The 23,221-nt window shown below is 61.1% G+C and carries 19 protein-coding genes; 13 read left to right on the top strand and 6 right to left on the bottom strand.

All coding sequences use genetic code 11. The annotated features are described in order from the left end of the window. The first annotated feature begins 77 nt into the window (after positions 1 to 77). The 7 genes from sapA (at position 78) to AC2CGQ_RS06445 (ending at position 7,987) form a co-directional block, all read left to right on the top strand. On the top strand, positions 78 to 1,727 hold the full coding sequence (gene sapA / locus AC2CGQ_RS06475; RefSeq protein WP_076741183.1) for an ABC transporter substrate-binding protein SapA: 1,650 nt from the start codon (positions 78 to 80) through the stop codon (positions 1,725 to 1,727). Further along, positions 1,724 to 2,689, top strand: coding sequence for a putrescine export ABC transporter permease SapB (sapB, locus tag AC2CGQ_RS06470; protein ID WP_004930575.1), 966 nt, complete (start codon positions 1,724 to 1,726; stop codon positions 2,687 to 2,689). The genes sapA and sapB overlap by 4 nt, the downstream gene beginning before the upstream one ends. After that, on the top strand, positions 2,676 to 3,566 hold the full coding sequence (gene sapC, locus AC2CGQ_RS06465; RefSeq protein WP_004930580.1) for a putrescine export ABC transporter permease SapC: 891 nt from the start codon (positions 2,676 to 2,678) through the stop codon (positions 3,564 to 3,566). The genes sapB and sapC overlap by 14 nt, the downstream gene beginning before the upstream one ends. Beyond that, entirely contained in the window at positions 3,566 to 4,558 is a 993-nt protein-coding gene (gene sapD / locus AC2CGQ_RS06460) for a putrescine export ABC transporter ATP-binding protein SapD (protein WP_484593522.1), read from the top strand. Before sapC ends, sapD begins: the two co-directional genes overlap by 1 nt. 1 nt (position 4,559) lies before the next feature. Then, a complete protein-coding gene (gene sapF / locus AC2CGQ_RS06455) occupies positions 4,560 to 5,372 on the top strand; it encodes a putrescine export ABC transporter ATP-binding protein SapF (RefSeq protein WP_004930589.1) in 813 nt (270 codons plus the stop codon). A gap of 420 nt (positions 5,373 to 5,792) precedes the next feature. Next, on the top strand, positions 5,793 to 6,977 hold the full coding sequence (locus tag AC2CGQ_RS06450; protein ID WP_261438113.1) for a CMD domain-containing protein: 1,185 nt from the start codon (positions 5,793 to 5,795) through the stop codon (positions 6,975 to 6,977). A gap of 461 nt (positions 6,978 to 7,438) precedes the next feature. Continuing rightward, positions 7,439 to 7,987: an inclusion body family protein gene (locus AC2CGQ_RS06445; protein WP_015378018.1), complete on the top strand. Its 549-nt coding sequence runs from the start codon at positions 7,439 to 7,441 to the stop codon at positions 7,985 to 7,987. 87 nt (positions 7,988 to 8,074) lie between these two features. Here the strand turns inward: AC2CGQ_RS06445 and AC2CGQ_RS06440 are convergent, their stop codons facing one another. Beyond that, complete coding sequence (locus AC2CGQ_RS06440) at positions 8,075 to 8,980, bottom strand: LysR family transcriptional regulator (protein WP_166445162.1); 906 nt, start codon at positions 8,978 to 8,980, stop codon at positions 8,075 to 8,077. Between the two features lie 65 nt (positions 8,981 to 9,045). Continuing rightward, entirely contained in the window at positions 9,046 to 10,215 is a 1,170-nt protein-coding gene (gene dacD / locus AC2CGQ_RS06435) for a serine-type D-Ala-D-Ala carboxypeptidase DacD (protein ID WP_049239775.1), read from the bottom strand. A gap of 282 nt (positions 10,216 to 10,497) precedes the next feature. Between dacD and AC2CGQ_RS06430 the strand changes: the two genes are divergently transcribed. Next, positions 10,498 to 12,804 carry an FdhF/YdeP family oxidoreductase gene (locus AC2CGQ_RS06430; protein WP_016927545.1) on the top strand — a complete coding sequence of 769 codons (2,307 nt, stop codon included), beginning with the start codon at positions 10,498 to 10,500 and terminating at the stop codon, positions 12,802 to 12,804. Between the two features lie 15 nt (positions 12,805 to 12,819). On the opposite strand, the gene AC2CGQ_RS06425 is transcribed toward AC2CGQ_RS06430, so the two are convergent. After that, on the bottom strand, positions 12,820 to 13,674 hold the full coding sequence (locus AC2CGQ_RS06425) for a LysR family transcriptional regulator (protein WP_484593521.1): 855 nt from the start codon (positions 13,672 to 13,674) through the stop codon (positions 12,820 to 12,822). Positions 13,675 to 13,773: 99 nt separating this feature from the next. Between AC2CGQ_RS06425 and gloA the strand changes: the two genes are divergently transcribed. Both gloA and AC2CGQ_RS06415 read left to right on the top strand, forming a co-directional pair. Further along, positions 13,774 to 14,301 (top strand): lactoylglutathione lyase, encoded by a 528-nt coding sequence (gene gloA / locus AC2CGQ_RS06420; RefSeq protein WP_118891984.1) that lies wholly within the window; start codon positions 13,774 to 13,776, stop codon positions 14,299 to 14,301. A 187-nt stretch (positions 14,302 to 14,488) separates the two neighbouring features. Beyond that, on the top strand, positions 14,489 to 16,423 hold the full coding sequence (locus AC2CGQ_RS06415) for an exoribonuclease II (protein WP_015378024.1): 1,935 nt from the start codon (positions 14,489 to 14,491) through the stop codon (positions 16,421 to 16,423). A 74-nt stretch (positions 16,424 to 16,497) separates the two neighbouring features. On the opposite strand, the gene AC2CGQ_RS06410 is transcribed toward AC2CGQ_RS06415, so the two are convergent. Together AC2CGQ_RS06410 and AC2CGQ_RS06405 are read right to left on the bottom strand one after the other, a co-directional pair. After that, positions 16,498 to 17,808: an MFS transporter gene (locus AC2CGQ_RS06410; RefSeq protein WP_015378025.1), complete on the bottom strand. Its 1,311-nt coding sequence runs from the start codon at positions 17,806 to 17,808 to the stop codon at positions 16,498 to 16,500. A 30-nt stretch (positions 17,809 to 17,838) separates the two neighbouring features. Continuing rightward, positions 17,839 to 19,002 (bottom strand): M20 aminoacylase family protein, encoded by a 1,164-nt coding sequence (locus AC2CGQ_RS06405; RefSeq protein WP_411748630.1) that lies wholly within the window; start codon positions 19,000 to 19,002, stop codon positions 17,839 to 17,841. 43 nt (positions 19,003 to 19,045) lie between these two features. Between AC2CGQ_RS06405 and AC2CGQ_RS06400 the strand changes: the two genes are divergently transcribed. Then, positions 19,046 to 19,330: a hypothetical protein gene (locus AC2CGQ_RS06400; RefSeq protein ID WP_126181070.1), complete on the top strand. Its 285-nt coding sequence runs from the start codon at positions 19,046 to 19,048 to the stop codon at positions 19,328 to 19,330. Positions 19,331 to 19,387: 57 nt separating this feature from the next. Further along, positions 19,388 to 21,454: a carbon starvation CstA family protein gene (locus AC2CGQ_RS06395; protein ID WP_437988532.1), complete on the top strand. Its 2,067-nt coding sequence runs from the start codon at positions 19,388 to 19,390 to the stop codon at positions 21,452 to 21,454. Positions 21,455 to 21,502: 48 nt separating this feature from the next. Here the strand turns inward: AC2CGQ_RS06395 and fsa are convergent, their stop codons facing one another. Next, positions 21,503 to 22,168, bottom strand: a complete 666-nt coding sequence (gene fsa / locus AC2CGQ_RS06390; protein WP_015378028.1) for a fructose-6-phosphate aldolase — start codon at positions 22,166 to 22,168, stop codon at positions 21,503 to 21,505. A 149-nt stretch (positions 22,169 to 22,317) separates the two neighbouring features. Here fsa and AC2CGQ_RS06385 point away from each other — a divergent pair, with 149 nt between their 5' ends. Beyond that, a complete protein-coding gene (locus tag AC2CGQ_RS06385; RefSeq protein ID WP_176325833.1) occupies positions 22,318 to 23,217 on the top strand; it encodes a glycyl-radical enzyme activating protein in 900 nt (299 codons plus the stop codon). Positions 23,218 to 23,221: the final 4 nt, after the last annotated feature.

The raw sequence follows: 23,221 nt of genomic DNA, 5'->3' as shown, positions 1-23,221 counted from the left end.
CGATTTTGCTCAATGGATTGGGCTGCTGGTCAGAGTGCGATACACTAACGCTATTGCTGATTAACCCATGAGCCTCTATGCGTGGTTTACCCTTTTGGATACTGTCGTTGTGCCTGACGGGCTCTGCCCTGGCCGCGACAACACCGCCCGCGCCCACCGCGGCGCCGCTACCGGACATTCGCCAAAGCGGCTTTGTTTATTGCGTCAGCGGCATACTGAATACCTTCAACCCGCAAATGGCCAGCAGCGGCCTGACGGTGGATACCCTGGCCGCCCAGCTGTACGATCGCCTGCTGGACGTCGATCCCTACACCTATCGCCTGATCCCCGAGCTGGCGCAAAGCTGGGAAGTGCTGGATAACGGCGCCACCTACCGCTTCCATTTGCGCAAGGACGTGCCGTTCCAGACCACCGCCTGGTTCACGCCCACCCGCAAGATGAACGCCGACGACGTGGTGTTCAGCTTTGCGCGCGTATTCGATCAGAAACACCCGTATCACGACGTGAACGGCGGCGAATACCCCTATTTCGACAGCCTGCAGTTCGGTGATTCGGTGCAGAGCGTGAGAAAGCTCGACGACTATACGGTGGAGATTCGCCTGCAGTCGCCGGACGCCTCGTTCCTGTGGCACCTGGCCACCCACTACGCGCCGGTGCTGTCCGCCGAGTACGCCGATCTGCTGACGCGTGAGGGCCATCAGGAGCTGATCGACCGCGAGCCGGTCGGCAGCGGCCCGTTCCTGCTCAACGAATACCGCTCGGGGCAATATATTCGCCTGGCGCGCAACGCCGCCTACTGGAAAGGGCTGCCGCGCATGCCGCAGGTGGTGATCGATCTGGGCGCCGGCGGCACCGGCCGCCTCTCCAAGCTGCTGACCGGCGAGTGCGACGTGCTGGCCTATCCGGCGGCCAGCCAGCTGTCGATTCTGCGCGACGATCCGCGCCTGCGCCTGACGCTGCGCCCGGGGATGAACATCGCCTATCTGGCGTTCAACACCCGTAAACCGCCGCTCGACAACCTCAACGTGCGCCAGGCGATCTCGCTGGCGATCAACAACCAGCGGTTGATGCAGTCGATCTATTACGGCACGGCGGAAACCGCCGCCTCGATCCTGCCGCGCGCCTCCTGGGCCTATGACAACGACGCGCACGTCACCGAGTACGATCCGGCCAAATCTCGCGAGATGCTGCGGCAGGCCGGCGTCAGCCAGCTGAACCTGAAGCTGTGGGTGCCGACCGCCTCGCAGTCTTACAACCCGAGCCCGCTGAAAACCGCCGAACTGATCCAGGCCGATCTCGGCCAGGTGGGCATCAACGTCACCATCGTGCCGGTGGAGGGCCGTTTCCAGGAAGCGCGCCTGATGGAGATGAACCACGATCTGACCCTGACCGGCTGGGCCACCGACAGCAACGATCCGGACAGCTTCTTCCGGCCGCTGCTGAGCTGCGCGGCAATCCGTTCGCAAACCAACTATGCTCACTGGTGTGATCCGGGCTTTGACGAAGTGCTGCAGAACGCGCTGCTGTCGCAGCAGCTGTCTCAGCGCATCGACAACTACCGCAAGGCGCAGAAAATCCTCGAGCAGCAACTGCCGGTGCTGCCGCTGGCGTCTTCCTTGCGCCTGCAGGCCTATCGTTACGACATCAAGGGATTGGTGCTGAGCCCGTTCGGCAACGCCTCGTTCGCCGGGGTGTACCGTGAATCCGCGCCGGAGGTGAAAAAGTGATTATCTTTACCCTGCGCCGCATTCTGCTGCTGCTGATCACGCTGTTCTTCCTGACGCTGGTCAGCTTCAGCCTGAGCTATTTCACGCCGCGCGCGCCGCTGAACGGCGCCGCCCTGCTGGACGCCTATCAGTTCTACTTCGTCAGCCTGCTGCACTGGGACTTCGGCGTCTCCAGCATCAACGGCCAGGCGATCAGCGAACAGTTGCGCGAAGTGTTCCCGGCCACCATGGAACTGTGCCTACTGGCCTTCGCCCTGGCGCTGTTTATCGGCATTCCGCTGGGCATCATCGCCGGCGTGCTGCGCGGCAAGTGGCAGGACACCGCCATCAGCACCTTCGCGCTGCTGGGCTTTTCGATGCCGGTGTTCTGGCTGGCGCTGCTGCTGATGCTGTTCTTCTCGCTGCATCTCGGCTGGCTGCCGGTTTCCGGCCGTTTCGATCTGCTGTATCAGGTGAAACCCATCACCGGTTTTGCGCTGATCGACGCCTGGCTGTCGGACTCGCCGTATCGCGCCGAGATGATCGGCAGCGCCCTGCGCCACATGATCCTGCCGATCGCCGCGCTGGCGGTGGCGCCCACCACCGAAGTGGTGCGGCTGATGCGCATCAGCACCGACGACGTGCTGAGCCAAAACTACATCAAGGCCGCCGCCACCCGCGGCCTGTCGCGCTTTACCATCATTCGTCGCCACGTGTTGCACAACGCGCTGCCGCCGATCGTGCCCAAACTCGGGCTGCAGTTCTCCACCATGCTCACGCTGGCGATGATCACCGAAGTGGTGTTCAGCTGGCCGGGTCTCGGCCGGTGGCTGATCAACGCCATTCGCCAGCAGGACTATGCGGCGATCTCCGCCGGCGTGATGGTGGTCGGCACGCTGGTGATCACCATTAACGTTCTGGCCGACATTCTGGGTGCGGCAACCAACCCGCTGAAACATAAGGAATGGTATGCCCTTCGATAACGTATACCGCGAGAAAAAGATGCCGAGCCCGCTGCGCTACACCTGGCGGATTTTCTACGGCGACGCGCTGGCGATGATCGGTTTTTACGGCGTGATCGCCCTGCTGCTGCTGTCGCTGTTCGGCAGCCTGCTGGCGCCCTACGCGCTGGATCAGCAGTTCCTCGGCTATCAACTGCTGCCGCCGTCCTGGTCGCGCTACGGCAACGTGTCGTTCTTCCTCGGCACCGACGATCTCGGGCGCGACATCCTCAGCCGCCTGTTGACCGGCACCGCCGCCACCTTCGGTTCCGCGCTGGCGGTGACGCTGGCCGCGGCGTTCTGCGGCGTGATCCTCGGCGTGTTCGCCGGTGTCACCCACGGGCTACGCTCGGCGGTGCTCAACCATATCCTCGATACCCTGCTGTCGATTCCGTCGCTGCTGCTGGCGATCGTGGTGGTGGCGTTTATCGGCCCCAAACTCGAACACGCCATGCTGGCGGTGTGGCTGGCTCTGCTGCCGCGCATGGTGCGCACCATCTACAGCGCGGTGCACGACGAACTGGAGAAAGAGTACGTGGTGGCGGCCCGGCTTGACGGCGCTTCCACGCTGCAGATCCTGTGGTACGCGGTCATGCCGAACATCGCGGCGGTGCTGGTGACCGAGTTCACCCGCGCGCTGTCGATGGCCATTTTGGATATCGCCGCGCTCGGCTTCCTCGATCTCGGCGCGCAGTTGCCTTCGCCGGAATGGGGAGCGATGCTCGGCGATTCGCTCGAGCTGGTGTACGTCGCGCCCTGGACGGTGATGCTGCCCGGCGCGGCCATCCTCGTCAGCGTGCTGCTGGTTAACCTGTTGGGCGACGGTATGCGCCGCGCAATCAATGCCGGGGTGGAATAATGCCGTTACTCGATATCCGCAATCTGACGATTGAATTTATGACCGCCGAAGGGCCGGTCAAGGCGGTCGATCGCGTCAGCATGACGCTGACCGAGGGCGAGGTGCGCGGCCTGGTGGGCGAATCGGGCTCCGGCAAGAGCCTGATCGCCAAGGCCATCTGCGGCGTGACCAAAGACAACTGGCGCGTCACCGCCGATCGTTTCCGCTTCGACGACATCGATCTGCTGCAGCTGAGCCCGCGCGAGCGGCGCAAGCTGGTGGGCCACAACGTCTCAATGATCTTCCAGGAACCGCAGTCCTGTCTCGACCCTTCCGAGAGCATCGGCCGCCAGCTGGCGCAGGCCATCCCGGGCTGGACCTACAAGGGCCACTGGTGGCAGCGCTTCAACTGGCGCAAACGCCGCGCCATCGAGTTGCTGCACCGCGTCGGCATCAAGGATCACGACGACATCATGGGCAGCTTCCCCTACGAGCTGACGGAAGGCGAGTGCCAGAAAGTGATGATCGCCATCGCGCTGGCCAACCAACCGCGCCTGCTGATCGCCGATGAGCCGACCAACGCCATGGAACCGACCACGCAGGCGCAGATTTTCCGCCTGTTGGCGCGTCTCAACCAGAACAACAACACCACCATTCTGCTGATCAGTCACGACCTGCAGATGATGAGCAAGTGGGCCGACCGGGTGAACGTCTTGTACTGCGGGCAAACGGTGGAAAGCGCCCAGTGCGAAGAACTGCTGGCGGCGCCGCGCCACCCTTACACCCAGGCGCTGATCCGCGCCATGCCGGACTTCGGCCGCTCGCTGCCGCACAAAAGCCGGTTGAATACGCTGCCGGGCGCCATTCCTTCGCTGGAACACCTGCCGATCGGCTGCCGCCTGGGGCCGCGCTGCCCTTACGCGCAGAAGAAGTGCATCGAAACGCCGCGCCTGCGCCCGGTCAAAAACCACTTCTTCGCCTGCCACTTCCCGCTGAACATGGAGGAGCAATAACATGGAAACGCTGTTGGAAGTGCGCAACCTGAGCAAAACCTACCGCTATCGCACCGGGCTGTTCCGCCGCCAGCACGTCGAGGCGGTGAAATCGGTCAGCTTTACCCTGCGCGAAGGCCAGACGCTGGCGGTAATCGGCGAGAACGGCTCCGGCAAATCCACGCTGGCGAAGATGCTCTCCGGCATGGTAGAACCGACCGCCGGCGAACTGTTGATCGACGATCATCCGCTGGAATTCGGCGATTATCGCTATCGCAGCCAGCGCATTCGCATGATTTTTCAGGATCCGAGCACCTCGCTCAACCCGCGCCAGCGCATCGGCCAGCTGCTGGACGCGCCGCTGCGGCTGAACACCGATCTTGAGCCTGCCGAGCGCGAGCAGCGTATCAACCAGACGCTGCGCCAGGTCGGCATGCTGCCGGATCACGCCTACTACTATCCGCATATGCTGGCCTCCGGGCAAAAACAGCGCGTCGCGCTGGCCCGTGCGCTGATCCTGCAACCGAAGGTGATCGTCGCCGATGAGGCGCTGGCCTCGCTGGACATGTCGATGCGCTCGCAAATCATCAACCTGATGCTGGAGCTGCAGGAAAAACACGGCATTTCCTATATCTACGTCACCCAGCACCTCGGCATGATGAAGCATATCAGCGACCAGGTGCTGGTGATGCACGAAGGGGAAATCGTCGAACGCGGCAGCACCGCGGAGGTGTTGGCGGCGCCGCTGCACGAATTGACCAAGCGCCTTATCGCCAGCCACTTCGGCGAGGCGCTGACCGCCGATGCCTGGCGGCGCGACGGCGGCCGTTTCTGAGTCACGCCTTCACCTACAAACCCGCTGCGGCGGGTTTTTATCACCTTGCGCGCCTGCCGCTTAGCGAGAAAGCGCACATGCAAATTACATTCTTGTTATATATCCTTATATTTTATTCCTTTCAGTTATTGATTAGTCCGTAACATTCTTTTATCTCGCCAGGGCGATCGGTGAGGATATCCCCTACGTTGCACTTCTCATACGACAGGATATCGCACTGATGAACAGCCTTCGCCATCGCCGCCTTACGCAGCTACTGCTCACGCTGGCAGCCGGTTTTTCTGTTTACGGCCACGCCCTCTACTGTGATGAGCTGCGCTAAAACCGCCTTTCGCCCCGCCTGCGGGCATGTTGCCTCTTTGTCCAGCCGACGCTGCCGCGCGCAGCGGCGGCTGTTGATCATGATTAAGGATTGACCCTATGGAACGACTCCGTCGACAACATAATGCCCAGTGGTATCACGAAACCCAAAGCAGCGTGCGGGGCGATGCGCCGCTGGAACCGCAGGCGGCCACCCTTCGCGATCGCTTTCTGCTGGGGCTGGGCGCCTTCGCCGATGAAGCCTTAAACAATGCGCTCAGCGCTCGCGGCGGCGTGTTCAGCGCCTCGTTGGCCGGCTACCACGCGCTGTTTCCCGATCAGGTGCCGCTGTCACGATACGTGACATTGTCACCCTACGATCGCCTCAGCACCGCGTTGACCGTCGCTCAGGTGACGGGCGTGCAATCGCTTTGTAGCCACTACGCCGCTCGCCTCGCCCCGCTGCACAGCCCGGACGCCTCCCGGGAAAGCAATATCCGCCTCGCTCAGATCACCCAATATGCCCGCCAGCTTGCCAGCCAGCCCACGTTGATTTGCCGCAAAGCGCTGCAACAGCTCGCCGACGTCGGGCTGAGCCCGGCGGATATCGTCACCTTTTCGCAAATCATCGGTTTTGTCAGCTATCAGGCGCGCGTGGTCGCGGGCGTCGCGGCGTTGGCCGGCCGGCCGGCGGTGGTGGTGCCCGGCTTCCCTAACGTCGAAGACGCCGATGGCGTCGCGTTCAGTGCCGAAGAGTTAAGCTGGACCGCGCGTCTGCCGCCAATCGACACGGAAGCCGCCGCCGCCGAACAGCTTGACGTGCTGGATCAGAGCCACCCGCAGGCGCGCGCCGAATCTTATTATCTGCTGTTGGCGCACGATGCCGCCGCACTGCGCGAGCGTAACGGGGTGTTCAACGGCATCAATGCCGAAGGATATGGGTTATCGAGCCGCCTGAAGGCGCTGGCGACGCTGGCGGTCTCGCGCATCAACGGCAGCCATTACTGCGCGGCCACCGTCGCGCAAGAATTGCAGGATGAGGGATTGGTTCAGGCGCTGTTCGCCGGGCTGCCTCAGGGACTGGCGTATACCGAAGACTCGGTAAAACTCGCGGTGATGCGCACTGCCGCCGAGCTGACTCGCGCACCGGAGAAGTTCACCCCGCAGAGCGTGCAGCCGTTGTTCAACAGCGGCCTGAATCAGGCGCAGGCGCTGGAAGTGATCCTCACCGCCGCGCTCTACGCCTGGGAAAATCGCCTGCGCCAAACGCTGGGCGATGCGGAACCGGCACAACCGGCGCCGTGATCTGTCATCACTGAGTTGACGGCTAGCGTCCTTCGCCGTTAACTCACCCTTCTCTGTTTCGGCGAAAAACTTCACCAAAATATAAATTGATAAAGCAAAAATCCAAACACACTTCATTTATCAGGATTATGATTCGTTTTGTTCTAGCATCGGCGAAAAACAGGGTTCGTCAAAATTATGTCTGCAAACAAAGCAATAGGCAGATTGCGCCATCGCTCAATTCTGTAACCGTTCTCATCGCATAAGCAGTAAAACAAGGTTTTAACCCTGCTAATTAATAGATTAACTCATTAGCACTACTAACCTTTCAGCAGTGGTCGTCTTGCTATTTCGTTTCTATGATTAAGCCGATAGCGGCGTTGTGATGCCCCCTTTTAAATATTCAACAAAGATAAACGCTCGCCGTTATTCCCATTATTTTAATTTTCTATCACAGCAAAAAAATATTGTGAGGTAACCCTATGTCTGAACAAGAACTTAAATCCAGCAACAGTATCGTTAACGTGATTGTCGTCATCGATACCGATGCCCTGATAGAAGCATTCGAGAATAACAACCCCAGCCAGGACGCCGGCAACCCGACGGGCATTGGCCATCAATACGCCTATATGGTCGTCACCTCCGAACAGGTGATCGGCGGCTCCGGTACGGCGGACCTGAATTTTAAAGCCAATGTCGGCGACGTCATTCGCTGGACCGGCACCTCGGAATCCGCCAATTTCGACGCCAGCGTGCTGATCTACGGGCTGCCGCAGTTCGGCAGCGGCACCCAGGTTTTCTCCAACCCGACCTTCAAAATGTATACCCGCAGCTCGATGATGCCGGCGCAAAATACCGTATTCCCCGTCAGCTTCACCAACCAAACCTATTGGTTTATACAGGCGGACATTACCAATACCGGCACGGAAAACTATTGCATCCAATTTGGCCTTTATTATCGGCCAAACGGCGGCGATCAGAAATTACTGGGTTATTTCTATTGGGATCCGACCATTACCATCAGTAATTAACATGATTTCATCGGCCGTTAGAGAAAACATGATTATGGCCCCGTGGGGCCATAATCATGGGGGAACATCGGATAAACTTAAACGTCTCTATTCCTTTTGCCGACGCAGCCACTCGCTGGCGGCATCGAAGAATTTTTGCGCCAACGGCGTGGCGCGCTCCGCCATATCAACCACCACCGCCGCATGGCGCGGCATGGCGGCGATGGCCACCGGCCGCCGCTGCAGTTCCGGCATCAGCGGCGATTGCAACTGGCCGCACGGGAACAACCCGCAACCCAGGCCGACGAAAATCCCTTCCAGCAGTTGGAAGATCGAAGCGGTTTCCAGCCGCGGGTGCAGCGTCAACCCGGCGTCGCGGAAATGCTGATCGAGATAGCGGCGGAAATACCGCGTCGGCTCGGCCAGGCACAGCGGCAAGGCGGCCACCGCCTCCAGCGGCAACGGCGTGTCGCCCACCAGCTTAGGGAAGTGTTGCGGATGAAATACCAGCTCTACGCCGGTTTCCACCAGCGGTTGTGATTGAAAATGCAGTTCCTTCAGCGTCGACAGCTCGAAAAAGCCGATGCCGATGTCGACGGTATGCGCCGTCAACGCCTCCAGCAATTGATCGGCGCTCAGCACCGCCAGCCGGTAATCAAGATGGGGATAACGCTCGCTGACCGCCTTGAGCATTTCCGCCACCGAGATGCTGCACTGCGGCACCACGCCAAGGCGCAACGTACCGTGCAAACCGTGCTTGAGCGACTCCACCTCCAGCTTCAGCCCTTGGTAAACCGAGACGATCTCACGCGCCCACGCCAGCACCCGCTCGCCTTCGGCGGTAAAACCGCCGAAATGGTTGCCGCGGTTAATCAGCGAAACGCCCAGCTCTTTTTCCAGGTTTTTCAATCGCATGGACAGCGTCGGCTGGCTGACGAAGCTGGCCTCCGCCGCCCGGCCGAAGTGGCGTTCCCGTTCTAAATTACACAAATAAATCAGTTGTTTAATATCCATAGCGCGGCTCAATGATCGGCATTCGCGCTCAGTATACCACCGGGCGTCGTCGCTCGCCCGGTGAGTCAGAGCTTCAGCTTCATGTAATCCATCAGGCGTGAGAACACGCCGCCCTGCGGCACCGCCTGCAGCGCCACCAGCGGCAGGGTTTTCACCACCTGGCCATTATCGCTGATGCGGATCTCGCCAACAGTTTGTCCTTTGTTGACCGGCGCTTCCAGCCGCGCGGCATTGATCACGTACTGCGCCTTCAGCTTGTCCGCCTCGCTTTTCGGCAGGCTGAGCGTCTGGTCCTGCGCGCTGCCGACCGGCAAGCGGTGGCTTTCGCCGTACCAGACCGGCTCTTCCCCCAGGCTCTGGCCGGCGCTGAACAGGTGTACGGTGGTAAAGTCGCGCAGCCCCCACGTCAACAGCTTACGCGCCTGTTCCTCGCGGCCTTTGGAACTTTTGCCGCCCATCACCACGGCGATCAGGCGGCGATCTCCTTCGGTGGCGGAGGCGATGATGTTGAAGCCGGCCGAGGCGGTGTGCCCGGTTTTCAGGCCGTCGACGTGCAGAGTCTTATCCCACAGCAGGCCGTTGCGGTTCTGCTGCGTGATGCCGTTCCAGGTCAGCGATTTCTCGCTGTACATGTGGTATTCCGCCGGCTCGCTCATGATGATGGCGCGCGCGATCACCGCCAGATCGCCGGCGGTGGTGAACTGCCCTGGCGCATCCAGCCCGTGCACCGTCTCAAAATGGGTGTTCTGCAATCCCAGCTGGGCGCTCTTCTCATTCATCAGCTTGACGAAGTTGGCCTGACTGCCGGCGACATAGTCCGCCATCGCCACGCACGCGTCGTTGCCGGAATCAATGATGATGCCGCGGCTGAGATCGCGCACCGTGACCCTGTCACCGGGTTTCAGAAACATCAGCGAGGATCCTTTGAACACCGGGTTGCCCTGCGCCCAGGCGTCTTTCCCCACGGTGACGACATCGTCGAGGCCAATCTTATGCTGGTCGAGCGCATGGTCGATCACCAACCCAGTCATCAGTTTGGTCAGGCTGGCCGGATTGCGCCGCTCGTCGGCATTGCCGGCGGCCAACACCTGGCCAGTGGTGTAATCCATCAACACGTAAGAGGCGGCGTCTATCGCCGGCGGAGTCATGGCGGGAAAATGGGACACCGTTTCCGCCGCCTGCGCCGCCAAAGGCAGTAAGATACCGCCGATCACTACTGATACTGAACGCTTCACGCTGTGTTCCTCAGGCCCGCAGGCTAAATAAAATGCCAATATAATCCGTGAGATAGACTGCATGAATTCACTTTCAGACGAAACCATTACTCTTTTGCAGCGGGTGTCTTTATGCAACCATTTGTTTAGGTCAACAAACATCTGCGATAGATATGCTCTATGCCGCCATTGCCCCATTCGATTAGACGCCCGCCTGCCGCGCTCCTAAACTTGTGACATAAATACGCAAAACGCATAAAAAAGCGTTTACTTTTTAGCTACAACCACCTGCGAAGTGTCACCATGAAATTCAAACCGTCAATCAAGCCTTATACCGGCCCGGCGGGCGGCTGGGGTTCGCTTGAAGCCACCACCCGCTTTGTCCTCGACAGTAAACAAACGCTAAAAAACATGCGCAACCTGATGCGCGTCAACAAGGCGCGCGGCTTCGACTGCCCCGGTTGCGCCTGGGGCGACGACAACCACAGCACCTTCAGCTTTTGCGAAAACGGCGCCAAAGCGGTCAGTTGGGAAGCGACGCGCAGCGCCGTGGAGCCTGAGTTCTTCGCCGCCCACAGCGTCAGCACCCTGCAGCAGCAGAGCGACTATTTCCTCGAGTATCAGGGGCGCCTCACCCATCCGATGCGCTACAACGCCGAAACCGACCACTATGAGCCTATCCATTGGCCGGACGCGCTGGCGCTGATCGCCAAACACATCAACGGCATGGACAACCCGAACCAGATCGAGCTGTATACCTCGGGCCGCGCCAGCAACGAAGCGTCGTACCTTTATCAGCTGTTCGGCCGCATGCTCGGCACCAGCAACTTCCCCGACTGTTCCAATATGTGCCACGAGGCGAGCGGCGTTGGGCTGAAGCAGAGCATCGGCGTCGGCAAAGGCACCATCCGCATCGATGACTTCGAAAAGGCCGATGCCATCTTCGTGTTCGGTCAAAACCCCGGCACCAACCACCCGCGCATGCTGCACAGCCTGAAAAACGCCGCCCGACGCGGCGCGCGCATCGTCAGCTTTAACACCCTGCGCGAACGTGGGCTGGAAAGGTTCGCCGATCCGCAGGATCCGGTGCAGATGCTGACGCCAAAATCCTCGCCGATCAGCTCTTCCTATTACCAGCCGAATCTGGGTGGCGATATGGCGGCGGTGCGCGGCATGGTGAAAGCCCTGCTGGAAACCCACCGCCAGCGGCTGGCCGCCGGTGAACCCGCCCTGTTTGACCTGGCGTTTATCGAACGGCACAGCGTCGGCGTAGAGGCTTATCTGGCGCAGGTGGATGCGACCGAGTGGCGGACCATTACCGCACAATCGGGCCTGAGCGAAGCGCAATTGCGTCAGGCGGCGGCCACCTACCAGGGCGCTGAACGGGTGATCTGCACCTGGGCGATGGGCGTGACTCAGCATAAGCACTCTATTGCGACGGTGCGTGAAATCACCAACCTGCAGCTGTTGTTCGGGCAACTGGGCAAACCGGGCGCCGGTCTGTGCCCGGTACGCGGCCACAGCAACGTCCAGGGCAACCGCACCATGGGGATCGATGAGAAGTCGCCGAAGGCGCTGCTCGACAGCCTGGAACGCCACTTTAACTTCACCGCCAATCGCGCGCTGGGCCACAACACGGTGGAAGCGATCGAAGCGATGCTGCGCGGCGAAGTGAAAGTGCTGATCGCGCTGGGCGGCAATCTGGCCGCCGCGGCGCCGGACACCGAGCGCACCGCCCGCGCCCTGCGCAACTGCGATTTGACGGTGCACATCAGCACCAAACTTAACCGCAGCCACCTGGTGACCGGCAAAGACGCGTTGATCCTGCCGACGCTCGGCCGCACCGAACTGGACATGCAGGCCAGCGGCTCACAGTACATCACGGTCGAGGATTCGTTCAGCATGGTGCACGCCTCGGAAGGCATCGGCAAACCGCTGGCGGATACTCAACGTTCGGAGACGGCGATCGTCTGCGGCATCGCCGACGCCGTGCTGGGTACGCAGCAGCTGGACTGGCTGGAACTGGCCGATGACTACTCGCTGATCCGCGATCACATCGCCGCCACCATTCCCGGCTTCGAGGATTTCAACCGGCGCTGCGAGCAGCCCGGCGGTTTCTACCTGGGCAATGCCGCCGCCGAACTGCGTTTCGCCACGCCGAGCGGCAAGGCGGAATTCAGCGACGCCGCGCTGCCGACTACCCTGTTCCCGCAGCTGGGCGGCGAGCAAGCGCCGTTTACCCTGCAGACGCTGCGCTCGCACGATCAGTACAACACCACCATCTATGGTCTGGATGACCGCTACCGCGGCGTTTACGGTCAGCGCGAAGTGCTGTTCATCCATCCGGAAGATCTGGCGGCGCTGGGCCTGCAGGATGGCGAACGGGTAGAGATAGAAACCCTGTGGAACGACGGCGTGGTGCGTAAGGTAGATGGATTCAAGCTGGTGAGTTACGACATCCCGCGTGGCAATCTGGCGGCCTACTACCCTGAAACCAACCCGCTGGTGCCGCTGGCAAGCTTCGGCGACGGTACCGGCACCCCGACCTCGAAGTCGATTCCGGTGGCAATTCGCCGCAGCGAGCAGCAACCGTCGCTGCGCATCGCCTGAAAACGCGCGCCCGGTTCACGCCGGGCGCGCCAATATTTCCAGGATAGTCTGCAATTCCTCGGACAGCTGATGCCGCCGCCAGACGAAATAGAGATCGCTCACGCCCTCCTCGCCCATTTCCACCACCTTCAGCCCCGGCGCCGGCAAGATCAGCGGCAGCAACGAACCCGGCACGCAGGCGACACCGCAACCGGCCTGCACGCAGGCTGCCATCGCGGCATAAGATTCCATTTCCAGCGTCATGCGCGGTTTTAGCCCGCGCGAGGCCAGCCAGTGATCGACCTTCAGCCGGAACGAGCACTCGCGGCTGAACGTGTAAAACTCCAGCGGCGCCAGCGTGGCGGCGTCGGGCTGCCCGACATCCGCCGGCATCAGCAGCACCAGCCGTTCGTCAAACGCCTTTTGGCTGGCCAGCAGCGGATGTTCAATTGGGCCGTCGGTAATCGCCAGATCGAGATCGCTGTCGATCAGCATGCGTTCCAGCACCAGCGAGTCGCGGCTCAGCACGTTGATGTGCAAATGAGGCTGTAAACGGCGCTGCCGGGCAATGCGCGCCGGCAAGTGACTGACCAGCGAAAAATCCAGCGCGCCGAGGTTTAACAGCCCATGCTGTTGCTCGCCGGCGAACAGCTGCTTGCTGCGCTCGGCCTGCGCCACGATGTCGCGCGCCTGCTGATAGAACAGTCGTCCTTTGGGATTGACGTACAGCCGGTTCTTGTCGCGGAAAAACAGCTCGCCGCCCAGCGACGCCTCCAGCTCGCGCAGCCGCAGCGTGACGTTGGAAGGCACGCAGTGCAGCTCGCGGGCGGCGGCGGCGATGGTTTTATGCTCCACCACGGTACAGAAAAACTTCAGCTGACTCAGCTTCATTTATCATTCACTTTTAGTTAGTGTTTTAGTTAAAAACAATCACTTTAGATTAGCATCGATTTCATCTACAGTCTGCCGACACCCTGAGGAGGATCTCTGATGCCACTGAATGACCTACTGACGCTGCCCGGCGTGGCGGCCCAACCGGACGCGGTAACCGATGGTTACGTGTTCAACCACACCATGATCCGCGTGAGGGACCTGACCAAGGCGCTGGATTTCTATACCCGCGTACTGGGCTTTACGCCTGTCTATCTGGAAACGTTCGAAGAAGCCGCTTTCACCATCTGCTACCTGACGCGCAGCCCGCGCGAGCAGATCCCGCAGGATGACGACGAACGCAAACGCTGGGCGCTGAGCCAACCGGGCATTCTCGAACTGACCCATAACCACGGCACCGAAAATCAGGCGGATTTCCACTACCACAACGGCAACGGCGAGCCGCGCGGCTTTGGCCACCTGTGCGTCACGGTGCCGGACGTGCGCGCCGCCTGTGAGCGGTTTGAACGCCTCGGCGTCACCTTCCAGAAACGCCTGCACGAAGGCCGCATGAACTACGTGGCGTTCATTCGCGATCCGGACGATTACTGGATTGAAATCCTGCAGCCGACGCCGCTGCGGGACTGATTGTCTCCCGCCCTTCACCCCGGCCCTCGCGCCGGGGTTTTTCATCTATCGCACTTCGACTGACCAATCTTGCGCAAAATCGCGCGGCAACGCGGGGTTCCGTGACGTTAGGCTTGCTCGCAGCGGGTGATTCGCGTAAAACTGTCAGCCGCAAATCTTGCCACTCACAACCCATTCACTGGACGATATGTTTCAAGATAACCCGCTGCTGGCGCAGCTTAAACAGCAACTTCACTCTCAGACCCCGCGCGTTGAAGGCGTCGTGAAAGGGACTGAGAAAGGCTTTGGCTTTCTTGAAGTAGACGGTCAAAAAAGCTACTTCATTCCACCGCCGTACATGAAGAAAGTCATGCACGGGGATCGCATTATCGCCACCCTGCACACCGAGAAAGAGCGCGAAATCGCCGAGCCGGAAACCCTGGTCGAGCCGTTCCTGTCGCGCTTTGTCGGCCGCGTGCAAAAGCGCGACGATCGTCTGTCCATCGTGCCCGATCATCCGTTGCTGAAAGAGGCGATTCCGTGCCGCCCGGTGCGTGAACTGACCCACAACTTCCAGGCCGGCGACTGGGCGGTGGCGGAAATGCGTCGTCACCCGCTGAAAGGCGATCGCGGCTTCAACGCCGACCTGACCCAGTTTATCACCGACGGTGAAGACCATTTCGCCCCGTGGTGGGTGACGCTGGCGCGTCACAACCTGGAAAAAGAGGCGCCGGAGATGCAGGCACTCAGCGAGCCGAACGCGGCGCTGGTGCGTGAAGATCTGACCGCGCTCGAATTCGTCACCATCGACAGCGCCAGCACCGAGGACATGGATGATGCGCTGTACGTGACCGACAACGCTGACGGTTCGCTGCAGTTGACCATCGCCATCGCCGATCCGACCGCCTACGTCGAACAAGGCAGCAAACTGGACGATATTGCCCGCGTGCGCGCCTTCACCAACTATCTGCCGGGCTTCAACATCCCGATGCTGCCGCGCGATCTGTCGGACAACCTGTGCTCACTGCGCCCTAATGAGCGCCGTCAGGTGCTGGCTTGCCGCGTGACCATCGCCGCCGACGGCGCGCTGGGTGACGATATTCAGTTCTTCGCCGCCGAGATCGAATCCAAAGCCAAACTGGTGTACGACGAAGTCTCCGACTGGCTGGACGGCATTGCCGGCTGGCAACCGCCGAGCGACGCCATCGCGCAACAGATCACCCTGCTGAAACGCGTTTGCGACGCGCGCAACGCCTGGCGCCACCAGCATGCGCTGGTATTCAAAGATCGCCCGGACTACCGCTTCGTGTTGGGTGAAAAAGGCGACGTGCTGGAGATCGTCACCGAGCAGCGCCGCAGCGCCAACCGTATCGTTGAAGAGTGCATGATCGCCGCCAACGTCTGCGCCGCCATCGTGCTGCGCGATCGTTTGGGCTTCGGCGTGTACAACGTGCACACCGGTTTCGATCCCGCGCTGGTTGAGCAAGCGGTCACCGTATTGCAGGCTAACGGCGTGGAAGCCGAAGCCGAAAAACTGCTGACCCTTGAGGGCTTCTGCGAACTGCGCCGCCATCTGGATGCGCAGCCGACCCAGTTCCTCGACAGCCGCATCCGCCGCTTCCAGACCTTCGCCGAGATCAGCACTACGCCGGGGCCACACTTCGGTCTGGGGCTGGAGGCTTACGCCACCTGGACATCGCCGATCCGTAAATACGGCGATATGGTCAACCATCGCCTGCTGAAGGCGATCATCAACCAGCAATCGGCCGAAAAACCGCAGGATGACGTGACGGTGCAGCTGGCGGAACGCCGCCGCCTGAACCGCATGGCGGAACGCGACGTCGGCGACTGGCTGTACGCCCGCTTCCTGCAGGACAAGGCCGGTACCGATACCCGCTTCAACGCCGAGATTATCGACGTGACACGCGGCGGCCTGCGCGTGCGCCTGCTGGACAACGGCGCGGTTGCCTTCATCCCGGCGCCGTTCATTCACGCGGTGCGTGACGAGATGCAGTGCAGCCAGGAAACCGGCACCGTGCAGATCAAAGGCGAAGTGGTTTACCGCCAGAGCGATACCTTGCAGGTCACCATCGCCGAAGTGCGCATGGAAACCCGCAGCGTGATCGCCCGCCCTGTGGCCTGAACGCCAACCTGAAACGGTCGTAACGCAAAACGCCGGCGGTGAGAACCGCCGGCGTTTTTTTCGCCCCGCGTCTGCTAGCGCAGCGGATCGCCGCCGGTTTCACGCAACAGCGGCAGCGCGGCCAGCGAGATCAGCGTCGCCAACATCAGATAGCCGGCGGGCGCCAGCAGCGAACCGCTGAGTGCGATCGACTGTGAAGCGATGTATTGGGCAAAGCCGCCGAAGATTGCGACGCCAAGGCTATAAACCAACGCAAACCCCAGCGCGCGTACGCGCTGCGGAAACAGCTCGGAAATCACCAACAGCGTAGGAACAGACCCCAACGTCGTTAGCCCAACCATCAGCGCAACCACGCTCAGCAACACCGCCGGATACGGCGCCACCGTCAGCAACCAGAAAACCGGCAACGCCAGCAGCAAAATGGCGATCCGCGCCCAGCGGATCAGCGGCAGACGGCCATAGCGATCGCACCAGCCCCCAACCAGCAAACTGCCGCCGAAAGTGATGATCCCGGCCAGCAGCATCGCGGCATAGCCGTAAGTCTGCGCCATGCCCAGATACTTCACCGCAAAGGTACCGAGATAATACATAGAAATGTACGTGGCAACCGTGGCGCCGATGGTCAACATCACGCCGAGCACCACCGCTCGCGAGTGCCGGCGCAGCTGCGCAGGCGGCTCCTGAGTGCGCGACATCGGCGGACGGTCGCTTTCCAGCCCGAGGCGCAGCCAGCAACCGAGCGGAGCAAGCGCCACGCCGATAAAGAAAGGAATGCGCCACCCCCATTCAGCCATCGCGTTCGGTTCGCCCGAAAGCAGCGGCAGCGCGGCGCTCAACCCCAGCGCTGTCACACCGCCAATCACGCTGGCGATACCCTGCGTCGCCAGTGACCAGCTGGAATAGAAGCCGCGCCGATTAGGCGGCGCCGACTCCACCAGCAACGACATCGACGCCCCCACCTCTCCACCCGCCGCCACACCCTGGATAAGGCGCGCCGCCACCAGCGTGATGGTTCCCCAATAGCCGGCGCTGGCGTAGGTCGGCGCAAAACCGATCATCGCCGTACCCAGGCTCATCAACGAAATCGTCAGGATCATCGCCGGTTTGCGGCCGCGGCGATCGGCATAGGCGCCGATCAAAATACCGCCCAGAGGCCGCATAATAAAACTGACGCCGAACGTGGCGAACGCCAGCAGCAACGCCAGATTAGGATCGCTCGACGGCGGAAAGAACAGCACACTAATATAAATGACGAAGAAGTTATAAATGCCGAAGTCGAAAAATTCCAGTGCATTACCGAAGGAGGCGGCAAATATCACTTTCTTGCCACCCGTCTTCGACGGCGCATTTATTTCTGATTGCGTCACCGCCGTATTTTCACTCATTATGACCTTCCCTGTTATTATTCTTTTAGTTTATTTTAAATAGGCTTCCACCAGCGCGCCCCAATAATGGCTGCCCGCCGCCAGGCATTCATCGTTAAAGTCATATCCCGGGTTATGCACCATACAGCTTCCTTCACCGTCGCCATTACCGATCAGCAGATAACAACCCTGCGGCTGCGCCTCGAGCATGAAGGTGAAATCTTCACTGCCCATCAGCGGCTTGGCGCCGTAGTGCGCGCGCGCGGCGCCGAACTGCTGCTGCGCCACCTGATGCGCGAAGCGCGTCATGACCTCATCGTTAACCAATACCGGAGCGCCGTTGATGTGGTTCACGATTGCCGTGGCACCGAAGCTTTGCGCCTGCGCCTGAATCAGCGCAGGAATGCGCGTTAACAGCTCGGTTCGCCACTCGCGCCCCAGCGATCGCACGCTAAGCCGCATTTCCGCGCTGTCCGGGATAACATTGGCCGCCTCACCGGCCTTAATGCTGCCGACGGTGATCACCGCCGCCTCCAGCGGATCGGTATTACGCGAGACGATGCTTTGCAGCGCGACGACGATATGCGAGGCCACCAGCACCGGATCGACGGTCAGATGCGGCATAGCGCCGTGCCCACCGCAGCCTTGCACGGTAACGACGAATTGGTCCGTCGAAGCCATAAAGGCGCCGTGACGGAAGAAAAACTCGCCCACCGGCAGACCCGGCATGTTGTGCATGGCGAAGATGGCGTCACAGGGAAAGCGTTCGAATAACCCTTGCTCCACCATCAACGCGCCGCCGCCCAGCGTCTCTTCCGCCGGCTGAAAAATCAGATGCAGCGTGCCATTGAAGCGGCGAGTTTGCGCCAGGTAACGCGCAGCGCCGAGCAACATGGTGGTATGGCCGTCGTGGCCGCAACCGTGCATGCGGTTGGGCACGCTGCTGCTCCAGGATTTGCCGTTGTTTTCTTCGATCGGCAGCGCATCCATATCGGCGCGCAGCCCGAGACGCTTCGCACCGGCGCCCGCTCGCAGCGTACCGACGACGCCGGTGCCCGCCAATCCGCGGTGCACCTCATACCCCCACGAACTCAGATAATCCGCCACCAAATCGCTGGTACGAAACTCCTCGAAGCCAAGCTCCGGGTGCTGATGAATATCATGACGAATGGCCGTTAGCTGCGGTAAATAACCTGCAATGACTTTATCTATCATTATTAATTCCTTTTATTGACTTTATTATTTGTGAAATAAATGAATGGCGCTTCGAGCGCGAGCCAAGATATATCACGCAAAACGTTTATTAGTACCCCTTGTGTCGGCAATACAGAAAAATAATGCCAAAGGGATCGCGCAAGCGATGGGTTTAGATATTATTCGCCAGATAAAAATTAAAAATGCAGCAGGAAACGCTGCCGGGCCACATTGCGACGACAGCCTGCACCAATGGGGTTTCATCACGTTGTTTTTCCACCAAAACCCCACCTGCTTCACATTTCTCATCCGACCTGCCGCGGTTCGGCGGCAAAACTTCTACTGTTAAAACGTCATCCCTAATAACAACGTCAATTTCTACCTCTGTACGCCAAGGAGTTGTTTCATGAAAAACATCAGGTCCGGACTTATCTGGCTGCTGGTGGCGTTGGTCGGCGCTTTCGCCTTCGCCATGCTGGCGCTCAGCCGCGGCGAACACGTCAACGCCGTCTGGCTGGTGGTCGCCGCCGTCGCCTGCTACAGCATCGCCTACCGCTTCTACAGCCGGTTCATCGCCGACAAGGTCTTTGAACTGGATGACCGCCGTCTTACCCCGGCCGAACGCCACAACGACGGCCTGGACTACGTGCCCACCAACAAATGGGTGCTGTTCGGCCACCACTTCGCCGCCATCGCCGGCGCCGGGCCGCTGGTGGGGCCGATCCTGGCCGCGCAGATGGGCTTCCTGCCGGGGACCATCTGGATCCTGGTCGGCGTTATGTTGGCCGGCGCGGTGCAGGATTTTCTGGTGCTGTTCATCTCCACCCGCCGCGACGGACGTTCGCTGGGGGAGATGGCCAAGCAAGAGCTGGGGGCGTTCGCCGGGGTGATTACCATGCTCGGCGCGCTGGGGGTGATGATCATCATCCTGTCGGCGCTGGCGCTGGTGGTGGTGAAGGCGCTGGCCGACAGCCCGTGGGGGCTGTTCACTATCGCCGCCACCATCCCGATCGCGCTGTTCATGGGCATCTACATGCGCTTTATCCGGCCGGGCAAAATCGCTGAAATCTCAGTGATCGGCTTCGTGCTGATGCTGCTGGCGATCGTTTACGGCGGCAACGTGGCGCAAGATCCCTACTGGGGGCCGTTCTTCACGCTGCACGGCACCACCCTGACCTGGGTGCTGGTGATCTACGGCTTCGTCGCCTCGGTGCTGCCGGTGTGGCTACTGCTGGCGCCGCGCGACTACCTTTCGACCTTTATGAAGATCGGCGTCATCATCGGCCTGGCCATCGGCATCGTTTTCGCCATGCCGGAGATGAAAATGCCGGCGGTTTCGCGCTTTATCGACGGCAGCGGCCCGGTGTTCGCCGGCGCCCTGTTCCCATTCCTGTTCATCACCATCGCCTGCGGCGCCATTTCCGGCTTCCACGCGCTGGTTTCCAGCGGCACCACGCCCAAACTGGTGGAGCGCGAAAGCCACATTCGCTTTATCGGTTACGGCGCCATGCTGATGGAGTCTTTCGTCGCCATCATGGCGCTGATCTGCGCCTCGGTGCTGGATCCGGGCGTTTACTTCGCCATGAACTCGCCGGCGGCGCTGATCGGCACCACGGTGGAAAATGCTTCGCAGGTCATTAACAGCTGGGGCTTTATCGTCACGCCGGAAACGCTGGCGCTGATCGCCAAAGAGGTGGGTGAGAACTCCATCCTGTCGCGCGCCGGCGGTGCCCCGACCTTCGCCGTGGGCATGGCGCACATCATCAGCGAGGTGTTCAATAGCCGGGCGATGATGGCGTTCTGGTACCACTTCGCCATTCTGTTCGAAGCGCTGTTCATCCTGACCGCCGTCGACGCCGGCACCCGCGCCTGCCGCTTTATGGTGCAGGATCTGGTGGGCGTGGCGGTGCCGCAACTGGCCAACAACCGCTCCTGGCTCGGCAACCTGGCGGGCACCACGGTGGCGGTGGCCGGTTGGGGTTTCTTCGTGTATCAGGGGGTGGTCGATCCGCTCGGCGGCATCAATACCCTGTGGCCGCTGTTCGGCATCGGCAACCAGATGCTGGCATCGATGGCGCTGATCCTCGGCACCGTGGTGCTGTTCAAGATGAAGAAGCAGCGCTACGCCTGGGTGACTATTCTGCCGACCGCCTGGCTGTTCGTCACCTCGATGACCGCCGGCTGGCAGAAGATCTTCCACGAAAAACCGAGCATCGGCTTCCTGGCGCAGGCGAAGAAGTTCTCCACCGGCATCGAGCAAGGCACGATCATTGCGCCGGCCAAGTCGTTAAAAGACATGGAGACCATCGTGTTCAGCAACCAGATCAACGCCGCGCTGTGCGGGTTCTTTATGCTGGTGGCGGTGACCATGCTGATCGCCGCTTTCTTCGCCATCCGCCGGGCGCTGCGTTCCGAACAACCGACGGCTCACGAAGTCAGCGCCGCACTGCGAGAGGAGATCGGCCGCGGCTAAACGAACCGAGCATCAAGCAAGGGCGCCGCGGCGCCCTTTTTACTGGCTTTAGCCTAACAGCGTCGAGCCGAACGCCCCCTGCCAATCCTGTTCGAATTTCTCGACCGCGGCCTGTACGGCCGGCGCATTCAGGAACTGCTCCGCCACGTCCACCGGCAGCGTGATGGCCTGACAGCCCGCGAGCAAGCACTCCAGCGCCTGGCGCGGCGTTTTGAAGCTGGCGGCCAGCACCTGCGCCGACGGCGCATGCAGGCTCAACAGCTGCTGCAGCTCGTGCACCATTTCGATGCCGTCGCCGCCCTGCGCATCCACGCGGTTGACATAAGGCGCCACATATTCCGCCCCTGCCAAGGCCGCCAACAGCCCCTGCCCGGCGCCGTACACCGCAGTGCCCAGCGTCGGGATGGACATCGTTTTGAGTTTCTTGATCGCCGCCAGCCCTTCGGCGGTCGCCGGGATCTTGACCACCAACCCCGGTACCCGCTGGCTGAGCAGCGCCGCCTCCGCCACCATACGTTCCGCATCGGCCGCCATCACCTGCGCAAACAGCTTGCCGGTGCCGCCGAGGGCGTCGCGCAGCGCGGGCAGCACTTCCCAGATCGGCTTGCCTTCCTTCGCCACGATGCTCGGGTTGGTGGTGACGCCGTGCAGCGGCAGAATGCGCGCCAGGCGTTTTACCGCGGTCACATCGGCGGTATCGAGATAAAGCTCCATCACGGACTCCTGTGTCATGTTCTGTGGGCGGATTCAAACTCTGATCATCATAGGGCAAAAAAACCGCCAACCTTTGATCAAAATCAATTCAACTTTCATTCGAAACATCTTTAATGGCGAAAGATTCAGCAACGCCAAACGGGTGACTCATGTTCTTCAATCTGCAGCGCTACTCGACCCATGACGGCCCCGGCATCCGCAGCGTGGTCTTTTTAAAAGGCTGCCCGCTGAGCTGCAGGTGGTGTCAGAACCCGGAAAGCCGCTCGCGCCACGCAGACCTGCTGTTTGACGAACGCCTGTGCCTGAGCGGCTGCACGCTGTGCGCCGAGCGTTGTCCGCAAGGGCTGCAACGCACCGACGGGCCGCTGACGCTGCAACGCGAGCTGATTAGCGCAGACGATTATGCCGCCCTGGCCGCCGTCTGCCCGACCGGCGCGCTCAGCCTGTGCGGCAGCTCGATCAACCCCGACGATATCATGGCCGAGGTAATGCGGGATAAGCCTTTCTACCTGCGCAGCGGCGGCGGTTTAACGCTGTCCGGCGGCGAGCCCTTTATGCAGCCGGAGGTTGCGGCGGAACTGCTGCGGCGCGGCCGCGAGGCCGGCATCCACACCGCCGTCGAATCCTGCCTGCACGTTCCCTGGCGTTACATCGCGCCTTCGTTGCCGTGGCTGGATCTGCTGCTGGCCGATCTCAAACACACCGACGAAGCGCGCTTCAGAGCCTGGACCGGCGGCTCCGCCCGCCGGGTGATGAACAATTTCCGCCGGCTGGCGGCGCACGGCGTGCCAATGACCGTGCGCGTGCCGCTGATCCCCGATTTCAACGCCGATCGCCGCTCTGTCCGCGCGATCGTCGACTTCGCCGCCGACGAGATCGGCGTATCGGAGATCCACTTTCTGCCGTACCACACGCTGGGCATCAACAAGTATCACCTGCTCGGCGAGCCCTACCGCGCCGCCCGCACGCCGCTGGACGCGCCCGATCTGCTGGCCTTCGCCGAAGCCTATGCCGGCGCCAAAGGCCTGACCGCCATTTTGCGAGGATAACGCC

This window comes from Serratia sp. DFXYC6 (assembly GCF_057196085.1).
Note: the sequence above shows the minus strand (reverse complement) of the source record. Positions and strands in the feature narration are given on the sequence as shown.

What these genes read in the sequence shown, in the direction of transcription:
- AC2CGQ_RS06400 (WP_126181070.1), top strand. Translation starts at nt 19,046, where the DNA reads ATGGCGCTTCGAGCGCGAGCCAAGATATATCACGCAAAACGTTTATTA.
- AC2CGQ_RS06450 (WP_261438113.1), top strand. Translation starts at nt 5,793, where the DNA reads ATGGAACGACTCCGTCGACAACATAATGCCCAGTGGTATCACGAAACC.
- AC2CGQ_RS06425 (WP_484593521.1), bottom strand. Translation starts at nt 13,674, where the DNA reads ATGAAGCTGAGTCAGCTGAAGTTTTTCTGTACCGTGGTGGAGCATAAA.
- AC2CGQ_RS06440 (WP_166445162.1), bottom strand. Translation starts at nt 8,980, where the DNA reads ATGGATATTAAACAACTGATTTATTTGTGTAATTTAGAACGGGAACGC.
- AC2CGQ_RS06395 (WP_437988532.1), top strand. Translation starts at nt 19,388, where the DNA reads ATGAAAAACATCAGGTCCGGACTTATCTGGCTGCTGGTGGCGTTGGTC.
- fsa (WP_015378028.1), bottom strand. Translation starts at nt 22,168, where the DNA reads ATGGAGCTTTATCTCGATACCGCCGATGTGACCGCGGTAAAACGCCTG.
- sapC (WP_004930580.1), top strand. Translation starts at nt 2,676, where the DNA reads ATGCCCTTCGATAACGTATACCGCGAGAAAAAGATGCCGAGCCCGCTG.
- AC2CGQ_RS06430 (WP_016927545.1), top strand. Translation starts at nt 10,498, where the DNA reads ATGAAATTCAAACCGTCAATCAAGCCTTATACCGGCCCGGCGGGCGGC.
- AC2CGQ_RS06410 (WP_015378025.1), bottom strand. Translation starts at nt 17,808, where the DNA reads ATGAGTGAAAATACGGCGGTGACGCAATCAGAAATAAATGCGCCGTCG.
- gloA (WP_118891984.1), top strand. Translation starts at nt 13,774, where the DNA reads ATGCCACTGAATGACCTACTGACGCTGCCCGGCGTGGCGGCCCAACCG.
- AC2CGQ_RS06405 (WP_411748630.1), bottom strand. Translation starts at nt 19,002, where the DNA reads ATGATAGATAAAGTCATTGCAGGTTATTTACCGCAGCTAACGGCCATT.
- sapD (WP_484593522.1), top strand. Translation starts at nt 3,566, where the DNA reads ATGCCGTTACTCGATATCCGCAATCTGACGATTGAATTTATGACCGCC.
- AC2CGQ_RS06385 (WP_176325833.1), top strand. Translation starts at nt 22,318, where the DNA reads ATGTTCTTCAATCTGCAGCGCTACTCGACCCATGACGGCCCCGGCATC.
- AC2CGQ_RS06415 (WP_015378024.1), top strand. Translation starts at nt 14,489, where the DNA reads ATGTTTCAAGATAACCCGCTGCTGGCGCAGCTTAAACAGCAACTTCAC.
- sapF (WP_004930589.1), top strand. Translation starts at nt 4,560, where the DNA reads ATGGAAACGCTGTTGGAAGTGCGCAACCTGAGCAAAACCTACCGCTAT.
- AC2CGQ_RS06445 (WP_015378018.1), top strand. Translation starts at nt 7,439, where the DNA reads ATGTCTGAACAAGAACTTAAATCCAGCAACAGTATCGTTAACGTGATT.
- sapA (WP_076741183.1), top strand. Translation starts at nt 78, where the DNA reads ATGCGTGGTTTACCCTTTTGGATACTGTCGTTGTGCCTGACGGGCTCT.